Genomic DNA, 17681 nt, shown 5'->3' on the forward strand with positions numbered 1-17681 from the left:
CCTGGATTATCGAAGCGAATGGGGTTTGATCAACTTTCCGAGTTATTTATGCAATCAACCATACATAAAAACAGACAACCATTTTATATAACCAAGCTTTGCTGCTGCTTCTGTTTTTAAGATTACATTTCTGCATATGGTGGTAAACAAACAGGGAGCCCATGGGCTCCCTGTTTGTTTAACGCGCAACTGCGGATCCGAGCGGCCTTACTCCGGCTTGGTCTCGCTGCGAGCGGGCGCGGTTTCCACCATCACCAGTTCTTCTTGCACCGGCGCGTTCTGTTGCGCGGGTTTGACTTCACTGCGGCGGCGACGGGTAGGCACGACGGCGGTAGGCAGGTCCATCGGCTCGAACGCCTTCAGCTGCGTACCCACCTGAACGAGGCCGACATCTTCCGGGCGGCCGATTTCTGCCGTTTGCGGAGCGGGCTTCCTTTCGACGGGCGCTGCTTCGGGAGCCTTTTGCTCGCTCACAGGAGCGGCTTCCACTACGGGAGCAGCTTCCACCACCGGAGCAGCTTCCACTACCGGAGCAGCTTCCACCACCGGAGCAGCTTCCACCACCGGAGCAACTTCCACCACCGGAGCAGCTTCCACCACCGGAGCAGCTTCCACTACCGGAGCGGCTTCCATTACCGGTGCGACTTCCACTACCGGAGCGGCTTCGACTACCGGTGCGACTTCCACTACCGGAGCGGCTTCGACTACCAGTGCAGCTTCCACCACCGGTGCAGCTTCCACCACCGGTGCAGCTTCCACTACCGGCGCAGCTTCGGCGACGGGTGCCGCAGCAGCTTGCTCCAGCTGCGCCGTGGCGGGTGCGCCCTCGGTCTCGGCTGGCTGGCCGTCGGCGGATTGATCCGCCTCGTTACCTGCCTGGGTGCCGTCATTGCTACGTTCACCGCGTTCGCCACGACCACCGCGACGGCCACGACGACGACCGCGGCCGCGGCCTTCGTTGCCTTCGAAGTTTTCACCCTGGCTGCCATCCGCTGCCACGGTATCCTGCGCCAAGGCTTCCGGCTCGACTTCCGTCGTCACTACCGGCTTGGCTTCGGCTTGCGGCCGTGGTTGGCGTTCCTGGCGCGGCTCGCGCTCGGCGCGCGGTTCACGCGGCGGGCGGGGTTCGCGTTGCTCGCGCGGTTCACGCGGCTCACGTTGCTCGCGCGGTTCGCGTGCTTCCCGTGGTTCGCGTTCGGCGCGGGCTTCGTTGCCTTCGCGCGGCGGACGCGGCTCGCGTGGCTCGCGAACTTCGTTGGTGCGTTCGTTGCGGGTTTCGGCTTGGCGCTCGTTGCGACCCTCCGCATTGCGGTTTTCACCGCGCTCGCGCTTGGGTTCGCGCGGCGGACGCGGCTGCTCGTCTTCCTCGATGCGCGGCTTGCCGCCTGGGCGGCGTTCTTCGTTGCGACGGCTGTCGTTGCGCGGTTCATTGCGCTCGCTGCCGCTGCGTTGCCGGCCTTCGTTGCGGCGAGTGTTATTGCCGCCACGGTCGCGGCCGCCCTTGTTGGCGGGGACCGGCTGCTTCACTTCTTCTACTTCCTCACCCTTGAAGAAGCGAATGATGCGTTCGAACAAGGATGGCTTGGCCACTTCCGCCACCGGCTTTTCGGCGGCGATGGGGGCGGGCTGGGCCGGGGTAATGCCCTTGACGACGGCTTCCTGGCGCGGCTTGACCGCTTCGGCTTCCTTGCCGTTGCGGCTTTCTTCCTCGGCCGGCGCTTCCATCATCTTGTAGGAAGGCAATACTTCCTCGATATGGTTGAGGTCGTCGTGGCGCAGGCGCGTCAGGGTGTAGTTCGGGGTCTCGAGGTGGATATTGGGGATCAATACCACGCCAACCTTCAGGCGCGATTCCACCGAGAAGATTTCGGCACGCTTTTCGTTCAACAGGAAGGTGGCGACATCGACGGGCACCTGCGCATGGATGGCGCCGGTGTTTTCCTTCATGGCCTCTTCCTGGATGATGCGCAGGATATGCAGGGCGGACGATTCGGTACCACGGATAAAGCCGGTACCGTGGCAGCGCGGGCATGGCTGGTGAGCGGTTTCGCCGAGCGAAGGCTGCAGGCGCTGGCGGCTCAGTTCCATCAGGCCGAAGCGCGAGATCTTGCCGGTCTGTACGCGGGCGCGGTCATGGCGCAGGGCATCGCGCAGGCGGTTTTCCACCTCGCGCTGGTTGCCGGCCTTTTCCATATCGATAAAGTCGACCACGATCAGTCCGCCCAGATCGCGCAAGCGCAATTGGCGGGCGATTTCGTCGGCGGCTTCCAGATTGGTGCGGGTGGCGGTTTCTTCGATATCGCCGCCCTTGGTGGCGCGGGCCGAGTTGACGTCGACCGATACCAGGGCTTCGGTGTGGTCGATCACGATGGCGCCGCCGGAAGGCAGGGCGACATCGCGCGAGAAGGCGGTTTCGATCTGGTGTTCGATCTGGAAACGCGAGAACAGCGGAACGTCGTCCTTGTACATCTTCACCCGGTTGACGAAGCCAGGCATCACATGGCTCATGAACTGGCGGGCCTGTTCATAGACGAATTCGGTGTCGATCAGGATTTCGCCGATATCCGGCTGGTAGTAGTCGCGGATGGCGCGGATGACCAGGCTGCCTTCCTGGTAGATCAGGAAAGGGCCGCTTTGCGAGCCGGCGGCATTTTCGACCGCACGCCACAGTTGCAGCAGGTAGTTCAAATCCCACTGCAGTTCTTCGCTGTTGCGGCCGATACCGGCGGTACGGGCGATGATGGACATGCCGGCCGGCACATCCAGCTGGTCCATGGTGGCGCGCAGTTCCTGCCGCTCTTCACCCTCGATACGACGGGATACACCACCGCCGCGCGGGTTGTTCGGCATCAGCACCAGGTAGCGGCCGGCCAGCGAGATAAACGTGGTCAGCGCCGCGCCCTTGTTGCCGCGTTCGTCCTTTTCAACCTGGACGATCAGCTCCATGCCTTCCTTCAGCGCATCCTGGATGCGTGAACGGCCGTCGGCGCCTTCCTTGAAATAAACCCGGGAAACTTCCTTGAATGGCAGGAAACCGTGACGGTCGGTGCCGTAATCGACAAAGCAGGCCTCGAGCGAGGGCTCGATGCGGGTGATGATGGCTTTGTAGATATTGCTTTTGCGTTGCTCCTTGCCGACGGTCTCGATATCGAGATCGATGAGCTTCTGCCCGTCGACGATGGCGACGCGCAGCTCTTCGGCCTGCGTCGCATTGAAAAGCATGCGTTTCATGTTTTGTTCTCCCGCCGCCGGACAGGCAGGGGCGAACACACCGACGGCGGTAGGCCGTCGAGAGAAAACTCAGGCGATAGGGCGTTGCATTTTGATCAGCAAGGCAGGCAATCCTGGGGTTTCGAGCTATCGTCGCGGCCGAAATGTCGTTGCCGCGCGCGGGTGTGTCCTGGGGTGCGGGCCGGTGTTTGTAGCGCCAGCCTGCGAATGTCCGGTCGTGCGTCTTGATAACTTGCTACCGTCGTTGCTTTGCGGTGAACGACGTTAACCGAACCGGCTTCTGGCCTGAACCGAGTTTCCCCTGGCGCTGTTGCGCTTGCGTCCGCCTTGCGCACGTGGTGCCAGAATCAATGATCGGCACGGCAAGAGAGAAAAAGACGCAGGGGAAAGAGCGGGAAAGGCCGCGCGAGCCGGTCGCGCGTGAGATAATCCGTCGCTTTGAAGACCGCGTCGGCGACTGAGTGGCCGGAGCGGATAACGGATGGTCTTGTTTCCGGTGGTACCGGTAAGACCGGCCTAAGCGGTTGGCAAGACCGCACGAGTATATGTCAGATGCACACCCCGAGCAAAGTTTCCTACCTGACCGTTGGCGCCGAAGAGGCTGGCCAGCGGCTGGACAATTATCTGTTGAAATGCCTGAAGGGCGCACCCAAGTCCCTGGTCTACCGTATCGTCCGTTCCGGCGAGGTACGGGTGAATTCCGGGCGGACGGATGTGACCTATCGCATCGTCGAGGGCGACCATATCCGCATACCGCCCATCCGCCTGGCCGAGCCGGGTGCGCCACCCAGTCCGGCCGCCTTGGCGCGGGGGGCGGTGCTACCCATCCTGTTCGAGGACGATGCCCTGCTGGTGATCGATAAGCCGGCCGGCATGGCGGTCCATGGCGGCAGCGGCATCAGCTTCGGCGTGATCGAGCAATTGCGCGCGCAGCGGCCGCAAGCCAAGTTCCTGGAGCTGGTGCACCGCCTGGACCGTGAAACCTCGGGCATCCTGCTGGTGGCCAAGAAGCGCAGTGCCCTGGTTGCCATGCACGAGATGCTGCGCGACGACCGCAGCATGGATAAGCGTTACCTGACCCTGGTGAAGGGCGTGTTTCCCGATGCACGCCGGCATGTGCGCTTCAAGCTGCAGAAATATGTGACGGCCGACGGCGAGCGGCGGGTCAGCGTGACGCCGGAAGGGCAGGAGTCCCATACCATCCTGAACCGGCGGTCGACCTTCAGCGAGGCGACCTTGCTGGAATGCGAGCTGAAGACCGGCCGCACCCACCAGATTCGCGTGCATTGCGCCCAATCCGGCTTTCCCATCCTGGGGGACGACAAGTACGGTGATTTCACGCTCAACAAGGCTTTGCCACGGCAGGGCCTCAAGCGCATGTTCCTCCATGCCTGGCGGCTGACGCTGCAACACCCGCTCGACCGCACGCCGCTCAAGCTGGAGTCGCCCTTGCCGACCGAACTGCAATCCTATCTGGACTCTTTGGAAAAACTCGATGGCTGAGCGCTTTGACCTGCTGATTTTCGATTGGGACGGCACCCTGGCTGATTCCACCGCCTTGATCACCCATTCCATCCAGCTGGCATTTGCCGATCTGGACCTGCCCGTTCCTACCCGTGAACAGGCCAGCTTCGTGATCGGCTATGGCCTGGGCGAGGCCTTTGCGCACCTGGCGCCGCATGCAGGCCGGGTGCAATTGGACGGTTTGGTGGATGGCTATAAACGGCATTACCTGGCGCGGGATGGCGAAATTGCCTTGTTCGAGGGCGTGGCCGACGCGGTGCGGCACTATAAGGAGGCCGGTTATGCGCTGGCGGTGGCAACCGGCAAGTCGCGCCGGGGGCTGGATAGGGTGCTGGAGCAGACCGGCCTGGGCCGCTATTTCGATACCACCCGCTGCGCCGACGAATGCCATTCCAAGCCGCATCCCCAGATGATCGCGGAAATCACCGAGTTGCTCGGTGTGCCGGCCAGCCGCAGCGTGATGATAGGCGATACCACCCACGACCTGCAGATGGCGATCAATGCCGGTACGGCGGCCTTGGGGGTGTCCTATGGCGCCCATCCCAAGGATGAGCTGGCTTCTCTGCAGCCGCTGGGCCTGTTCGACAGCTTCGGCGAGCTGGACGGCTGGTTGCGCAACCATGCCTGATACCGGCGGCGCCATCCGGAAATGGCGGATCTGCGGCGGCGCGGAATTGCCGGACGGTGGTTTGGGCAAGCGCTTCAAGGCGGAGTGGCATGGTGTGCCGGCGGCCGGATTCGTGGTTCGCTGGGGTGGGCGGGTGCATGGCTATCTGAACCAATGTGCCCATATCCCCATCGAACTGGACTTCAATGAGGGCGACTTTTTCGATCTGAGCCGCTCGTATTTGATCTGCGCAACCCACGGCGCCTACTATAGGCCGGATACCGGCCTATGCCTGGGCGGGCCATGTAAAGGTGCGCGATTGACCAAGCTGGCCGTGGTGGAAGAGGACGGCGAGGTTTTTTTCCTGCCCGATGCGCCCGTCCGATAACTGAATTTCAATTTGAGACAAACGATGAACGAACAACAAGATCCGACCTGGGAACGCCAGGTCCTGGAAAAACTGGTGGTCACCGCCTTGAAGGAACAGCGCAAGGGGCGTAACTGGGGGATTTTCTTCAAGCTCGCCGGATTTACCTGGCTGTTCCTGGTCCTGCTGCTGATCGTGACCTGGCGCTTCGGCGACCGCGCCGAAGCGGGCACCACCGGACCGCACACCGCGCTGATCGATCTGACCGGCGTGATCGCGGCCGGCGAAAATGCCAATGCCGACAATGTCAATGAAGGCTTGCGCAATGCCTTCAAGGACAAGAACACCAAGGGTGTGATCCTGCGCATCAACAGCCCGGGCGGCAGTCCGGTGCAGGCTGGCCAGATCAACGACGAAATCCAGCGTCAGCGCAAGCTGCATCCGGACATACCGCTCTATGTGGTGGTGGACGATATCTGCGCTTCGGGCGGCTATTACGTGGCGGTGGCGGCCGACAAGATCTTTGTGGACAAGGCCAGCCTGGTGGGTTCCATCGGCGTGCTGATGGATGGATTCGGCTTTACCGGCGCCATGGACAAGCTGGGCGTCGAGCGGCGACTACTGACGGCCGGCGCCAACAAGGGCTTCCTGGACCCGTTCTCGCCGCAATCGGATACCCAGGTGCAGTTTGCCAAGCAGATGCTGACCGAAGTGCATGAGCAATTCATCGGCGTGGTGCGCAAGGGACGCGGCAAGCGCCTGAAGGAAACGCCCGATATGTTCTCCGGCCTGGTATGGAGCGGCGAAAAAAGCGTGGCAATGGGCCTGGCCGACGATTTCGGCAATGCCGACAGCGTGGCGCGCGATGTGATCAAGGCGGCCGAAATCGTCGATTTCACGCCGCGTGAGGATTGGGCGCAACGTTTCGCCCGTTCCATCGGCGCATCGGCCGGTGCCAAGCTGGGCAGCTATTTCGATATGAAGCTAAAGTAAATCCTGAATAGTGCGGCCGGCGACCGGCCGCACCTATCTGGGAGAGGGCTGCAATGGCGCGTAAGCAGAGGCACGAGGAACACGAAAACCACGAGCGCTGGCTGGTGTCCTACGCCGACTTCATTACCCTGCTGTTCGCCTTTTTCGTGGTGATGTATGCCATCTCGCAGGTCAATGAAGGCAAGTACAAGGTACTTTCCAATTCCTTGACGGTGGCCTTCAACAAGCCCGATACCGCCAGCGAAGCCCTGCTCAAGAGCGAGCTGAACGGTTCCAACCAGAGCCTGATCGCCTTGCCGTACAAACAGCGGCGCGAGGTACAGCAAGCCCAGCAGCTAATCCAGGAGCGCAACGAGCAGGCCGCCGCGATGAAAGCCATGGCAGGCGACCTGAAGCAGGATATGGCCAAGCTGATCGAAGAGAAACAGGTGCATATCTCGGAAAACAGTCGCGGCATCACCATCGAGGTGAATGCCAGCCTGTTGTTCCCGGTCGGTTCGGCCACGCTGGACGGCAAGCCGGCCGAATCGCTCGCCCTGATCGCCCGCAAGCTGGCGGCGGGCAGCAATCTGATCCAGATAGAGGGCCATACCGACAATGTGCCGATCGCGACACCGCAATTCCCGTCCAACTGGGAACTGTCCGCGGCGCGCGCCGGTACGGTGGTGCGTTTGTTCGAAGCCAGCGGCGTGGCGCCCGGGCGCTTGGTCGCGCTTGGCTACTCCGCCAACCGGCCGCTTGGCGCCAACGAAGATGCCGCCAGTCGCGCCCGCAATCGCCGGGTGACTATCCAGATCCTTGCCGACAACAAGAACGAGGTAGCGACCTTGCCGGCGCCTTAGAAAGGCGCTGAGTCGCTTAACCCGGACCCAGTAGCTTCAGCCCCAGGATGCCAATCACGATCAGGCTGACGCAGAGCAGGCGGGCCGGGCTGATCGGTTCGCCGAACAGCAGCATGCCCAGGATGACGGTGCCGACGGCCCCGATGCCCGTCCATACCGTATAGGCGGTCCCCAGCGGCAGCGTGCGCAGGGCCAGGCCCAATAGCGCGACACTGGCGGCCATGGCCGCCACGGTGGCCAGGCTGGGCCAGAGACGGGTAAAGCCGGCGCTGTACTTTAAGCCGACGGCCCAAGCCACTTCCAGCAGCCCCGCGAGTAGAAGGATGATCCAGGCGATGATACGACCCCTTGTAAACGATGGGGCCGTCCCCTGTGGATTCGCGGCGGGGAGGTCGTCCTCCGAGCCGTTTCCATTATACCTTGCTGATCAAGCCGCCTGGCCGCGACAGGCGTGGCTGGCCGTAGGCGTCGTAGGACAGCGTGGAATTCTGGCTGCTCTGCAGCAATGCCATCAATTGCTGGTTCTGCTGTTGGCGGGTATCGATCAGGTGCCCGTTGGTCTCGTTAAAGGCGCTGGCCTGGCGGGCCGCCTGCATCAGCTGCTGCCAGCAAAGGGCGACGGCCGGTACGGCGTCGTCCGGCAGGAAGCGAGCCTTGAGCAAAGGGTGGGGAGGGTCTGGCGAGAGTTCCACGCCGTTCACTTCGAACAGGCGGCGACGCTCCTTGGCCAGGCTTTCCAGCGTCTGCGCGTACCCGGCCTTTTGCTTGGCGAAATCTTCCAGCTCGGCCAGGGTGTTGGCGATCAAGGCGTTCTGTTCGCGTTCGAGCAGGTCGATAAAGCGCATCAACTGCTCGAGTTCGTGCTGTAGCGCACTAAGCAAGGGCGGGGTGGTCATGGGTTTGTCCTGACACGCGGCTCGTTGAAAGCGAAACGCCGGCCAACCGCTGCGAACGGTAGCCGGCGTTGCCCAGTATGCCGCTTAATCGCCAGGACGTCAGGGCTTGCTTTGCAGCAGTTCCTTGACGTTCGCCATCAGGCTGTCGGCGATCGCGTCGGCATTCACGGTGAAACGACCTTCCGCCATGGCTCGGCGGATTTCATTGACCTTGCCTTCGTCTATCAGCGGCTGCTTGCTCAGGCTGGCTTCCAGCGTAGACAGGCGCGCGCTGAATGCCTTGATCTCGACGCTGTCGGCGCGGGCCTCCGTACCGCCGGCTTCACCGTTGGCAGCCTTCGCCCCGGCGCGCGTGGCGCTGCGCGGTATAGGCGCGTTGAGCGGTTTGCTGTCGATCTTCATGGTAATCCTCTCGCCGGCTGCTTGGGCCAGATCCTGTCCGTGGTTTACGACCCTATCGGCAGAATACAGAAATACTTTAGGCCGGCGCCGCAAAAATATTCACGTTGCTCCTCGCAGCCGATACACGTCTTGGCGTACGCCTCCTATATCGTCTAGATTTCAGGGAACTTGACCGATTGGGAGTGGAATTTTATGCAAGTGGTGACCCCGCGCTTCGGCGCCCTCGACATCGACGAAAATTCACTGATCAACTTCCCTCAGGGGCTGCCCGGCTTCGAGCGTTGCCAACGCTTCAAACTGTTGCATGAAGAAGTGCCGGAACCCAAGGTCATGTGGATGCAATCGCTGGAGGAGCCCGAGGTGGTGTTCAGCGTGATCGACGCGAACTTGCTGGGGCTGCACTACCAATTGAGCCTGACTGATGCGGAAAGCGCCACGATCGACTTTTCCGGCAGCGAAGACCTGGTTTTGTTGTTGACGCTCAGCCGCGACGGCGACGAGGTAAAGGCGAATACGCAATCGCCCATCGTGCTGAATGTGGCGAGCCGGCAAGCGCTTCAAAAGAGCGGGGTAAGGGCGGAGATCGTGTTTACCAACGAGTGATTTCGCCCGAAAATTGCCGGACGGCTGCTCGAACTGCCGTCATGTCAATCTTGCGGGGCGGCTGCGTTCCGCCATAATGGCGCGATTTCGCCGATCGTCGGCGCCACCGGAGCGCGTTCGCCCTGAGCGACGTGGCCTGCAGCAAGTTATGAAAACCACTTTCCTTGACTTCGAGCAGCCTATAGCTGAACTCGAAAGCAAAATCGAATCACTGCGCTTTATGCAGGATGAGTCCGCGGTCGATATCTCGGTAGAGATCGACCACCTGCAAAAGAAGAGCCAGGAACTGACCAAGGGGATCTACGCCAAGCTTACGCCATGGCAGATCTCGCAGGTGGCGCGGCATCCGCAACGCCCCTATACGCTGGACTATATCCGCGAAATCTTTACCGATTTCGAAGAGTTGCATGGCGACCGGGCTTACGCCGACGATGCCGCCATCGTGGGTGGGCTGGCGCGGTTGAACGGCCATGCCGTCATGGTGATCGGCCATCAGAAGGGCCGCGATACCAAGGAAAAGATCTACCGCAACTTCGGCATGCCGCGTCCGGAAGGCTATCGCAAGGCTTTGCGGCTGATGCATCTGGCCGAGAAATTCGATCTGCCGGTGTTCACTTTCGTCGATACCCCGGGCGCCTACCCTGGCATCGGCGCGGAAGAGCGCGGTCAATCCGAAGCCATCGGGCGCAATCTGTTTGAGCTGACCAAGCTGCGTGTGCCGGTCATCGTCACCATCATTGGCGAGGGGGGCTCCGGCGGCGCCTTGGCGATTGCCGTCGGCGATGTCGTACAAATGCTGCAATACGCGACCTATTCGGTGATTTCGCCGGAAGGTTGTGCCTCCATTTTGTGGAAGAGTGCCGAAAAAGCCTCGGAAGCAGCCGAAACCCTGGGCATTACCGCCAGCCGCCTCAAAACCCTGGGCCTGATCGACAAAGTCGTGGCGGAACCCCTGGGGGGCGCCCACCGCGATCCGCAGGCCATTATGCTGGCGCTGCGCAAGAGCTTGCTGGACGCATTGAAGAACCTGCAGGACAAGCCGGTCGACAGGCTGCTGGAAACCCGCTTCGAGCGGCTGATGAGCTATGGCAAGTTCAAGGAAGTCAGCGCCGGCTGATCCGGAAGCGCTGTACCGGCGCTTCTGTGCGGTCGCGATGCCTTACGTAGCGGCAGGCGGAAGCGTTGCCGTCGGCTATTCCGGCGGCCTCGATTCCACGGTACTGCTGCAGCTGTTCCATCGCTTGCGTGCGCAGCAGCCGTTCGCGCTGCAAGCCTTCCACCTCCATCACGGCCTAAGCGCCAATGCCGATGCCTGGCTGGCACATTGCACGGCCGGCTGTGCGGGCTTGTCCCTTCCCTTTACCCATGCGCGCGCCGACCTCGCTGCCACGGCCGGCGACAGCCTGGAGGCGCGGGCGCGGGCGGCGCGCTATGCCGCCTACGCCGGATTGGATGCCGAGCGCGTGGCCCTGGGCCACCATCGCGACGATCAGGTCGAGACAGTGCTCTACCGTCTTGCGCGCGGCGCCGGGGTGCATGGCGCCGCCGGCATGCCGGCCTTGCGCCCCTTGGGAGCCGACAAGCTGGTGTGGCGCCCGCTGCTGGGAGAGTCGCGCGCCGAGCTGCTGGCCTATGCCGTTGCGCACGGGATGCGCTGGATCGAAGACGAAAGCAATGACTGTACCGACCATGACCGCAACTATCTGCGCCATGCCTTGATTCCTGGCCTGGTGGCGCGTTTTCCGTCGGCGCCGTCGGCGCTGGCGCGCGCGGCACGCCATTTTGGCGAGGCGGCTGGCTTGCTCGATGCCCTGGCCGAGCAGGATGCCGGTGGTCCTGTCGAGCGTCTGGCGCTGGCCGCGCTGACGCCGCTGGAGGAGGCGCGCCGCCGCAATCTGCTGCGCTGGTTCCTGGCTCGCCATGATTTGCGGCCCGATGAAAAGCAGTTGCGCTTGCTGCTCGATCAGCTGCTGCATGCACGGGAGGACACCAATCCCTGCTTGCGGCTGGCCGATCGGGAAGTGCATCGCTATCGCGGCGAGATTTGGGTAAGCCAGCGTGCCGTGGACGTGCGGCCGTGCGCGGTGGCGCCGGCCGATGCGGGGGGCTTGCCGGGCTGGCGCGGCCGTATCGATTGGACCAGCCGCCAAGGTGGGCTGGATGAACGCTTTCTAAGTGGCTTGCAGGCCAGGCCGCGCGCCGGCGGTGAGATGTTGCGGCCGCGCTCCGGTGGTCCGAATCGCCCCGTCAAATTACTGCTGCAAGAGGCGGGCATTCCGCCTTGGTTTCGCTCGCGTTGGCCCTTGTTGTGGCAGAACGAGCGCCTGGTGGCGCTGGCCGGTATCGCGGTGGCGGCCGAGTGCCAGGCGGACGGCTTGGCGCCGTGGCCGGACTGGCGCTGCGAGGATTGGACCGATTTCGGGCGGTGCCGCCAGGCACTATAGGGGTGCCTGCAATATCGGCGTCACGCCCAGTTCACGCAGGCGGCGCATCATCAGGTCGGCCTCGTCGCGATTCTTGAATGGACCGATCTGCACGCGGGTTTCCAGACGGGCAGGGATGCCGGCGCTACCTAATTTCTCGATCAGCTTCCTGGCATTGTCGCCGCTCTGGAATACCCCTGCCTGTACCGTATACCCCTTGCTGCCGTTAGGCAGGACGCCGGCCGCGAGGGCGGCGATGGTCTGCTCCGGCGTGGGTGGGCTGGGTTTGGCTGGTATCGGCGCCGCGATTATCGGGCTTGGCGCGGGCGTGCCGGACGGCGGCGCAACCGGGGCTGGCACGGTGACGGGCGGGCTGGTGGCCGATTGGGCGCCTCGTGCCGTGGTGACCGGCCTGGTCGGCGGCGGGACGATGATCGGTTTGGGTGCGGCGGTGTGCGCGACGGCAGGGGCGGGCGCCGGGGAGGGGTGGTCGAGGTGGCTGCGGGTGTGGTCTTGCCGGTGCCGGTCTCGGCGGGCGGCTTGGCCGCGGCGACGGGTGCAGGCAGGGTTGGCGTTGGCGTTGGTGTCGGTGTCGGTGTCGGTGTCGGTGTCGGTGTCGATTCGACGGGCGTGGCGGGTGGGGTGGGGCCGCTTTCGGTTCCGCTGGTAGCCGGCGGCGCTGCTTCGGCAACCAACGGTGGGGTGATCGGCGGTACCGCCGCTGGAATCGGCGTTGTTGTTGCCTGGGGCGGCGGCACGGTTTCGGCCTGCAGCGGATTGATGCTGGGTCCTTCCTGTTCCGACCTGGGCTCGCCTTCCAGTTTATTGAGCAGGGTGATGCTGATCGCGACGCCGACGATCAGGCAGATGGCAATGGCCAGCCTCTGCATCAGGCGCTGGCGGATTTCGCTCTGTTCGTCCGCTTCCTCTGCGGTGGCGGGGGCGGTGGGGCGGTTCGGGCTGGGGCGTATAGCACTCAAGTGGCTTGTTCGCCGCGTCGCGGCGCTCCCTGTTCAAGATGTTTTGGTTGATTGCTGGTATGGCTTTTGCGCGGTAAGGCGGCAAAGCTGTTAGAATATTCGGTCATTTTTATGCCGACAAGCTGTGTGAACGCTTTGCGAACTGGCTTGCAGCTTAAAACTTTTTTCCTTCCCACTATGTCTACTTTACGAATTTTGGAGTGAACCATGGCTGTAGAACGCACCCTGTCCATTATCAAGCCCGATGCCGTTGCCAAGAACGTGATTGGCCAGATCTACTCCCGTTTCGAAAATGCCGGCCTGAAGATCGTCGCCGCCAAGATGAAGCAACTGTCGCGCGAAGATGCCGAAGGCTTCTACGCCGTGCACAAGGAACGTCCTTTCTTCAAGGATCTGGTTGATTTCATGGTTTCCGGCCCGGTGATCATCCAGGCGCTGGAAGGCGAAAACGCCGTGATCGCCCACCGCGATCTGATGGGCGCGACCGATCCCAAGAAGGCTGAAAAGGGTACCATTCGTGCCGATTTCGCCGATTCCATCGATGCCAACGCCGTACACGGTTCCGATAGCGTCGAAAACGCCGCCATCGAAATCGCTTACTTCTTCGGCACCGAAGTCTATAGCCGTTAATATCGGATAGCCTTGCCATGTCCATCAATCTGCTTGATTTCGACGCTGCCCGTTTCGCCACCTTCCTAGCCGAGCGTGGTGAGAAGCCGTTTCGCGCCAAGCAGTTGTTGCGCTGGATTCACCATTTCGGCGAATCGGATTTCAACGCGATGACGGACATCGCCAAGGTGACGCGAGAAAAGCTGGCGGCGGAGGCGGTTATCACTCCCCCCAGCTTGCTGCTGGAACAGGCTTCCGAGGACGGCACCCGCAAGTGGTTGCTGGACGTGGGCACCGGTAACGGTGTGGAGGCGGTGTTCATTCCCGAAGACGACAGGGGAACGCTGTGCGTGTCCAGCCAGGTCGGCTGTGCGCTCGAATGCACCTTCTGCTCCACCGGGCGGCAGGGTTTCAACCGTAATCTCAGTACCGCCGAGATCATTGGCCAGCTCTGGTGGGCCAATAAAGCCCTGGGCCGTGATCCCAAGGGCGACCGCATCGTTTCCAATGTGGTCATGATGGGCATGGGCGAGCCCCTAGCCAATTTCGACAATGTCGTCGCCGCCATGCGGCTGATGCTGGACGACAATGCCTATGGCTTGAGCCGCCGCCGGGTGACGCTGTCCACTTCCGGCCTGGTGCCGCAGATGGACCGCTTGCGCGAAGCCTGCCCGGTTGCGCTGGCCGTTTCGCTGCACGCGCCGAACGATGCCCTGCGCGACGAGATCGTGCCGATCAATAAGAAATACCCCCTAAAAGAACTCATGGCGGCCTGCTTGCGTTATCTTGAAAAAGCGCCGCGTGATTTCATTACCTTCGAATACGTTATGCTTGATGGTGTCAACGACACCATGGAGCACGCCAGGCAGCTGGTAGCGTTGGTTAAAGATGTACCGTGTAAATTCAACCTGATCCCGTTCAATCCCTTTCCGAATTCCGGATACGGTCGGTCCAAGCCCGATGCCATTCGCCGCTTCCGCGATCATCTGATCCAGGCCGGCTACATCGTCACGGTGCGCAAGACGCGCGGTGACGATATCGATGCGGCCTGCGGCCAGTTGGCCGGCCAGGTCAAGGACAAGACCAAGCGCACGCTTCGGCTAGCCGCCGAAGGCAAGACCACGATAAACCTTGTGAGGGAGTAAGGCATGAGACAGAGCGTCATCGCCGCTTTGCTGTTTGTGTTGTCGCTGTCTGCCGTCCGGGCGGAAGAGGTGGACCGCCGCCATGAGCTGGCCAAGCTGCGTACCGAGCTGGCGGCTGCCTACTACGCCCGCGGCCAGTACGGCGTGGCTTTGGAAGAATTGAAGAACGCCCTGAACGCCCGCTCCGACTACGCCATGGCCTATAGCATCCAGGGCTTGGTGTACATGGACCTGCGCGAATACGACACGGCGGACAAGAGTTTTCAGCGCGCGCTCAGCCTGGCGCCCAATGATGCCGATGTGAACCACAATTACGGTTGGTTCCTCTGCAACAAGCGCGACAAATTCACCGAGTCGCTACGCTATTTCACCACTGCCATGAAGAATCCGCTCTATACGACGCCGGAAAAATCCATGCAGCAAGCAGGTCTGTGCGCCACCAAGGCGGGCGACCTGAAAGCAGCCGAGGACTACCTGCGCAAGTCCGACCGCATCCAGCCCGACGATACCCAGACCCTGTTGGGACTGGCCCAGCTGGCTTACCGCCGGGGCGAATTTGAAGCGACCCGGCAATTGCTGGCCCGCCATGCACGCTTGGGAACGCCGATCGCCGAGGCCTTGTGGTTGAACGTGCGCGTTGACCGCAAACTGGGCAGCGGCGAGGCGGACTCGGGCTTTGCCAAGGAGCTCAAGACCCGTTTCCCCGATAGTGACGAGGCTCGCCGGCTCGCCGCTGGCCAATTCGACTAGTTCCACCCTTCCGAGAGAGCCGCACCGGCATGATGTCCGAGATGAGCCAAGATCAAGCACAGAATCTGCAGGAACCCCTTTCAAGCAGCGTGCTACCCACCGCTGGCGCCGTACTTGCCGCGCAGCGGCAGCAGTTGGGCCTGTCCTTGCTGGATGTGTCGGCCAAGTTGAAGCTGTCCAAGCGCCAGATCGAAGCGCTTGAGTCCGACCGGTATGGCGAATTGCCCGGCAATACCTTCGTTCGAGGCTTTGTCCGCAATTACGCCCGCTTGCTGGAGCTGGACCCGCAACCCCTGATCGCCTATCTCGACGCGCATCTGCCGCGCGAGGCGGCACAGTCGGCCCTGCCGCGCCTGCGCGACGAGCCGCTGCCGGTGTTGCGTCCCAGCGGCAGCGCCGGCCGTTCGCCCTTCGTCATCGCCATCCTGGGCGCCATGGCGCTGGTCCTGGTCGGTGCCGGGGGATACTGGCTGTACGAGAAAAGCCGCCGCTTCGAGCCCGAACTGACCTTGGCGCCCGCCAATAGCGCCGTCGTCCTGCCCGCTGGCGGGGCGGCCGGCGATGCACCGGCGCAGGTGGCGCCCCAGGCCGCGGCGCTCCCGCCCGGCGACCAGCCCGTTCCGGCCGCGGTAACCGCTGCCGTGCCGGTACAGACGCCGCCGCCCAATCTGCCGGGCAATCCGCCGCCCGCCGTGGCGAGCCCGGTTGCGGTGCCCGCGCCGGTGGCGCCGAGTACCGCGACCGCACCGGTTGTCGTGGCGCCGGCCGCCGTGCCTCCCACGCCTGCTTCCGCCGATATCCGCGTAGTGGCCCAGCGCGATAGCTGGGTGCAGATCGTCGATGCCAACGGCCGCAGGCTGGTCAACGAATTATTGCCCGCCGGACAAAGCCGTAGCGTGGCAGGTACCCCGCCTTACCGGATTCGGATAGGCAATGGCCGCCATACCGAGCTGTTCTACAAGGGCAAGCCCACCGACCTCGCGCCTTATACCAAGGTCGACGTCGCCAACCTTGAGCTTAACTAGATCATGAGTCTGCTTCCCCGTCGCCCAACCCGCCGTGTCATGGTTGGCCATATCGCGGTCGGCAATGATGCGCCCGTCGTCGTGCAGTCGATGACCAATACCGATACGGTGGATGCCGAAGGCACCGCCCGCCAGGTGTTCGAGCTGTGGCAAGCCGGTTCGGAAATGGTCCGCATTACCGTCAACTCACCGGAAGCAGCCTCCCAGGTGGGCGAAATACGCCGCCGCCTGGATGCCATGGGCTGCGATGTGCCGCTGGTGGGCGATTTCCATTACAACGGCCATAAGCTGCTGGCGCAGTATCCGGATTGCGCCGCCGCCCTGGCCAAGTACCGCATCAATCCCGGCAATGTCGGCAAAGGGTCGAAGCGCGACGAACAATTCGCCGCCATGATAGAAACGGCGGTGAAATACGGTAAGCCCGTGCGCATCGGAGTGAACTGGGGCAGTCTCGACCAGGCCAAGATGGCGCGCATGATGGACGAGAATGCGCAGCGCGCCGAGCCTTGGTCGGCGGAGGCGCTGATGCGCGAAGCGCTGATCCAGTCGGCGCTGGAAAGCGCGGCCCAGGCCGAGGCCTTGGGTTTGCCGGGCGACCGTATCATTATTTCCTGCAAGGTCAGCAATGTGCAGGACCTGATCAAGGTCTACCGCGACCTGGGCGGGCGCTGCGAATATCCCTTGCACCTTGGCCTGACCGAAGCCGGCATGGGTTCCAAGGGTATCGTTGCTTCGACGGCGGCCTTGTCCGTGCTATTGCAGGAAGGCATAGGCGATACCATACGGGTTTCGCTGACGCCCGAGCCGGGCGAGCCGCGTACCAAGGAAGTGGTGGTCGCGCAGGAAATCCTGCAAACCATGGGTATCCGTTCCTTCACGCCTTTGGTTACGGCCTGCCCGGGCTGTGGCCGCACCACCTCCACCTTCTTCCAGGAACTGGCGCAGAAGATCCAGCGCTACCTGCGCGAGCAGATGCCGGTCTGGCGCGCCGAATATCCCGGTGTCGAAACGCTCAATGTGGCGGTGATGGGTTGCGTGGTCAATGGGCCGGGCGAATCCAAGCTGGCCAATATCGGCATCAGCTTGCCGGGAACCGGCGAAGTGCCGGTGGCGCCGGTATTCGTCGATGGCGAGAAGACCGTTACCCTGAAGGGTGATGCGATCGCCGAAGATTTCCAGGCCATAGTCGAAGACTATGTCCAACGGCACTACGCCGAAGGCGGTAGGTTGCGCCGCAGCCTGCCCGATGTCCCCAAGATCATTCCCTTGAAAGTCTTGTAATCC

The 17681-nt window shown here is 62.6% G+C and carries 19 protein-coding genes; 13 read left to right on the plus strand and 6 right to left on the minus strand.

Features of this window, described 5'->3' with window-relative positions:
- Positions 1–207: 207 nt before the first annotated feature.
- Entirely contained in the window at positions 208–3231 is a 3024-nt protein-coding gene (locus FNU76_RS18515; protein ID WP_144279565.1) for an Rne/Rng family ribonuclease, read from the minus strand.
- 552 nt (positions 3232–3783) lie between these two features.
- Here FNU76_RS18515 and FNU76_RS18520 point away from each other — a divergent pair.
- From FNU76_RS18520 to motD, 5 genes are read left to right on the plus strand one after another with little or no spacing between them, the layout of a single operon-like run.
- Positions 3784–4734: an RluA family pseudouridine synthase gene (locus FNU76_RS18520; protein WP_144279566.1), complete on the plus strand. Its 951-nt coding sequence runs from the start codon at positions 3784–3786 to the stop codon at positions 4732–4734.
- Positions 4727–5383: an HAD-IA family hydrolase gene (locus FNU76_RS18525; RefSeq protein WP_144279567.1), complete on the plus strand. Its 657-nt coding sequence runs from the start codon at positions 4727–4729 to the stop codon at positions 5381–5383. Before FNU76_RS18520 ends, FNU76_RS18525 begins: the two co-directional genes overlap by 8 nt.
- Positions 5376–5750 carry a Rieske (2Fe-2S) protein gene (locus FNU76_RS18530; RefSeq protein WP_144279568.1) on the plus strand — a complete coding sequence of 125 codons (375 nt, stop codon included), beginning with the start codon at positions 5376–5378 and terminating at the stop codon, positions 5748–5750. Before FNU76_RS18525 ends, FNU76_RS18530 begins: the two co-directional genes overlap by 8 nt.
- Positions 5751–5774: 24 nt before the next feature.
- Positions 5775–6722, plus strand: a complete 948-nt coding sequence (locus FNU76_RS18535; RefSeq protein WP_144279569.1) for a S49 family peptidase — start codon at positions 5775–5777, stop codon at positions 6720–6722.
- A 53-nt stretch (positions 6723–6775) separates the two neighbouring features.
- Positions 6776–7564 (plus strand): flagellar motor protein MotD, encoded by a 789-nt coding sequence (motD, locus tag FNU76_RS18540; RefSeq protein ID WP_144279570.1) that lies wholly within the window; start codon positions 6776–6778, stop codon positions 7562–7564.
- Between the two features lie 16 nt (positions 7565–7580).
- Here motD and sugE read toward each other — a convergent pair whose 3' ends face one another.
- The 3 genes from sugE to flgM form a co-directional block, all read right to left on the minus strand.
- Complete coding sequence (sugE, locus tag FNU76_RS18545; protein WP_308418647.1) at positions 7581–7904, minus strand: quaternary ammonium compound efflux SMR transporter SugE; 324 nt, start codon at positions 7902–7904, stop codon at positions 7581–7583.
- Between the two features lie 73 nt (positions 7905–7977).
- Complete coding sequence (locus FNU76_RS18550) at positions 7978–8460, minus strand: flagella synthesis protein FlgN (protein ID WP_144279572.1); 483 nt, start codon at positions 8458–8460, stop codon at positions 7978–7980.
- Positions 8461–8559: 99 nt separating this feature from the next.
- Positions 8560–8862 carry a flagellar biosynthesis anti-sigma factor FlgM gene (flgM, locus tag FNU76_RS18555; RefSeq protein ID WP_144279573.1) on the minus strand — a complete coding sequence of 101 codons (303 nt, stop codon included), beginning with the start codon at positions 8860–8862 and terminating at the stop codon, positions 8560–8562.
- Positions 8863–9054: 192 nt separating this feature from the next.
- On the opposite strand from flgM, the gene fliW reads away from it, so the two are divergent.
- The 3 genes from fliW to tilS all read left to right on the plus strand — a co-directional run bounded on the left by fliW (position 9055) and on the right by tilS (position 11909).
- Positions 9055–9465, plus strand: a complete 411-nt coding sequence (gene fliW / locus FNU76_RS18560; RefSeq protein ID WP_144279574.1) for a flagellar assembly protein FliW — start codon at positions 9055–9057, stop codon at positions 9463–9465.
- Positions 9466–9613: 148 nt separating this feature from the next.
- Positions 9614–10582 (plus strand): acetyl-CoA carboxylase carboxyltransferase subunit alpha, encoded by a 969-nt coding sequence (locus FNU76_RS18565; RefSeq protein ID WP_144279575.1) that lies wholly within the window; start codon positions 9614–9616, stop codon positions 10580–10582.
- On the plus strand, positions 10551–11909 hold the full coding sequence (tilS, locus tag FNU76_RS18570) for a tRNA lysidine(34) synthetase TilS (RefSeq protein WP_144279576.1): 1359 nt from the start codon (positions 10551–10553) through the stop codon (positions 11907–11909). The genes FNU76_RS18565 and tilS overlap by 32 nt, the downstream gene beginning before the upstream one ends.
- Here the strand turns inward: tilS and FNU76_RS18575 are convergent.
- Both FNU76_RS18575 and FNU76_RS24170 read right to left on the minus strand, forming a co-directional pair.
- Positions 11904–12248, minus strand: a complete 345-nt coding sequence (locus FNU76_RS18575; RefSeq protein ID WP_179958183.1) for an SPOR domain-containing protein — start codon at positions 12246–12248, stop codon at positions 11904–11906. The two genes, tilS and FNU76_RS18575, sit on opposite strands and share 6 nt — an antisense overlap.
- On the minus strand, positions 12197–12868 hold the full coding sequence (locus tag FNU76_RS24170) for a hypothetical protein (protein WP_179958090.1): 672 nt from the start codon (positions 12866–12868) through the stop codon (positions 12197–12199). The genes FNU76_RS18575 and FNU76_RS24170 overlap by 52 nt, the downstream gene beginning before the upstream one ends.
- Before the next feature lie 207 nt (positions 12869–13075).
- On the opposite strand from FNU76_RS24170, the gene ndk reads away from it, so the two are divergent.
- From ndk to ispG, 5 genes are read left to right on the plus strand one after another with little or no spacing between them, the layout of a single operon-like run.
- The gene (gene ndk, locus FNU76_RS18585) at positions 13076–13498 is read left to right on the plus strand and encodes a nucleoside-diphosphate kinase (protein ID WP_144279578.1); all 423 of its coding nucleotides are present in this window, start codon (positions 13076–13078) and stop codon (positions 13496–13498) included.
- 17 nt (positions 13499–13515) lie between these two features.
- On the plus strand, positions 13516–14622 hold the full coding sequence (gene rlmN / locus FNU76_RS18590) for a dual-specificity RNA methyltransferase RlmN (RefSeq protein ID WP_144279579.1): 1107 nt from the start codon (positions 13516–13518) through the stop codon (positions 14620–14622).
- Between the two features lie 3 nt (positions 14623–14625).
- Positions 14626–15372 carry a type IV pilus biogenesis/stability protein PilW gene (pilW, locus tag FNU76_RS18595; RefSeq protein ID WP_144279580.1) on the plus strand — a complete coding sequence of 249 codons (747 nt, stop codon included), beginning with the start codon at positions 14626–14628 and terminating at the stop codon, positions 15370–15372.
- Between the two features lie 41 nt (positions 15373–15413).
- Positions 15414–16397 carry a helix-turn-helix domain-containing protein gene (locus FNU76_RS18600; RefSeq protein ID WP_179958184.1) on the plus strand — a complete coding sequence of 328 codons (984 nt, stop codon included), beginning with the start codon at positions 15414–15416 and terminating at the stop codon, positions 16395–16397.
- Between the two features lie 3 nt (positions 16398–16400).
- Entirely contained in the window at positions 16401–17678 is a 1278-nt protein-coding gene (gene ispG, locus FNU76_RS18605) for a flavodoxin-dependent (E)-4-hydroxy-3-methylbut-2-enyl-diphosphate synthase (protein WP_144279582.1), read from the plus strand.
- The last annotated feature ends 3 nt before the right edge of the window (positions 17679–17681 follow it).

Source organism: Chitinimonas arctica, from assembly GCF_007431345.1.
Lineage (GTDB): Bacteria > Pseudomonadota > Gammaproteobacteria > Burkholderiales > Chitinimonadaceae > Chitinimonas > Chitinimonas arctica.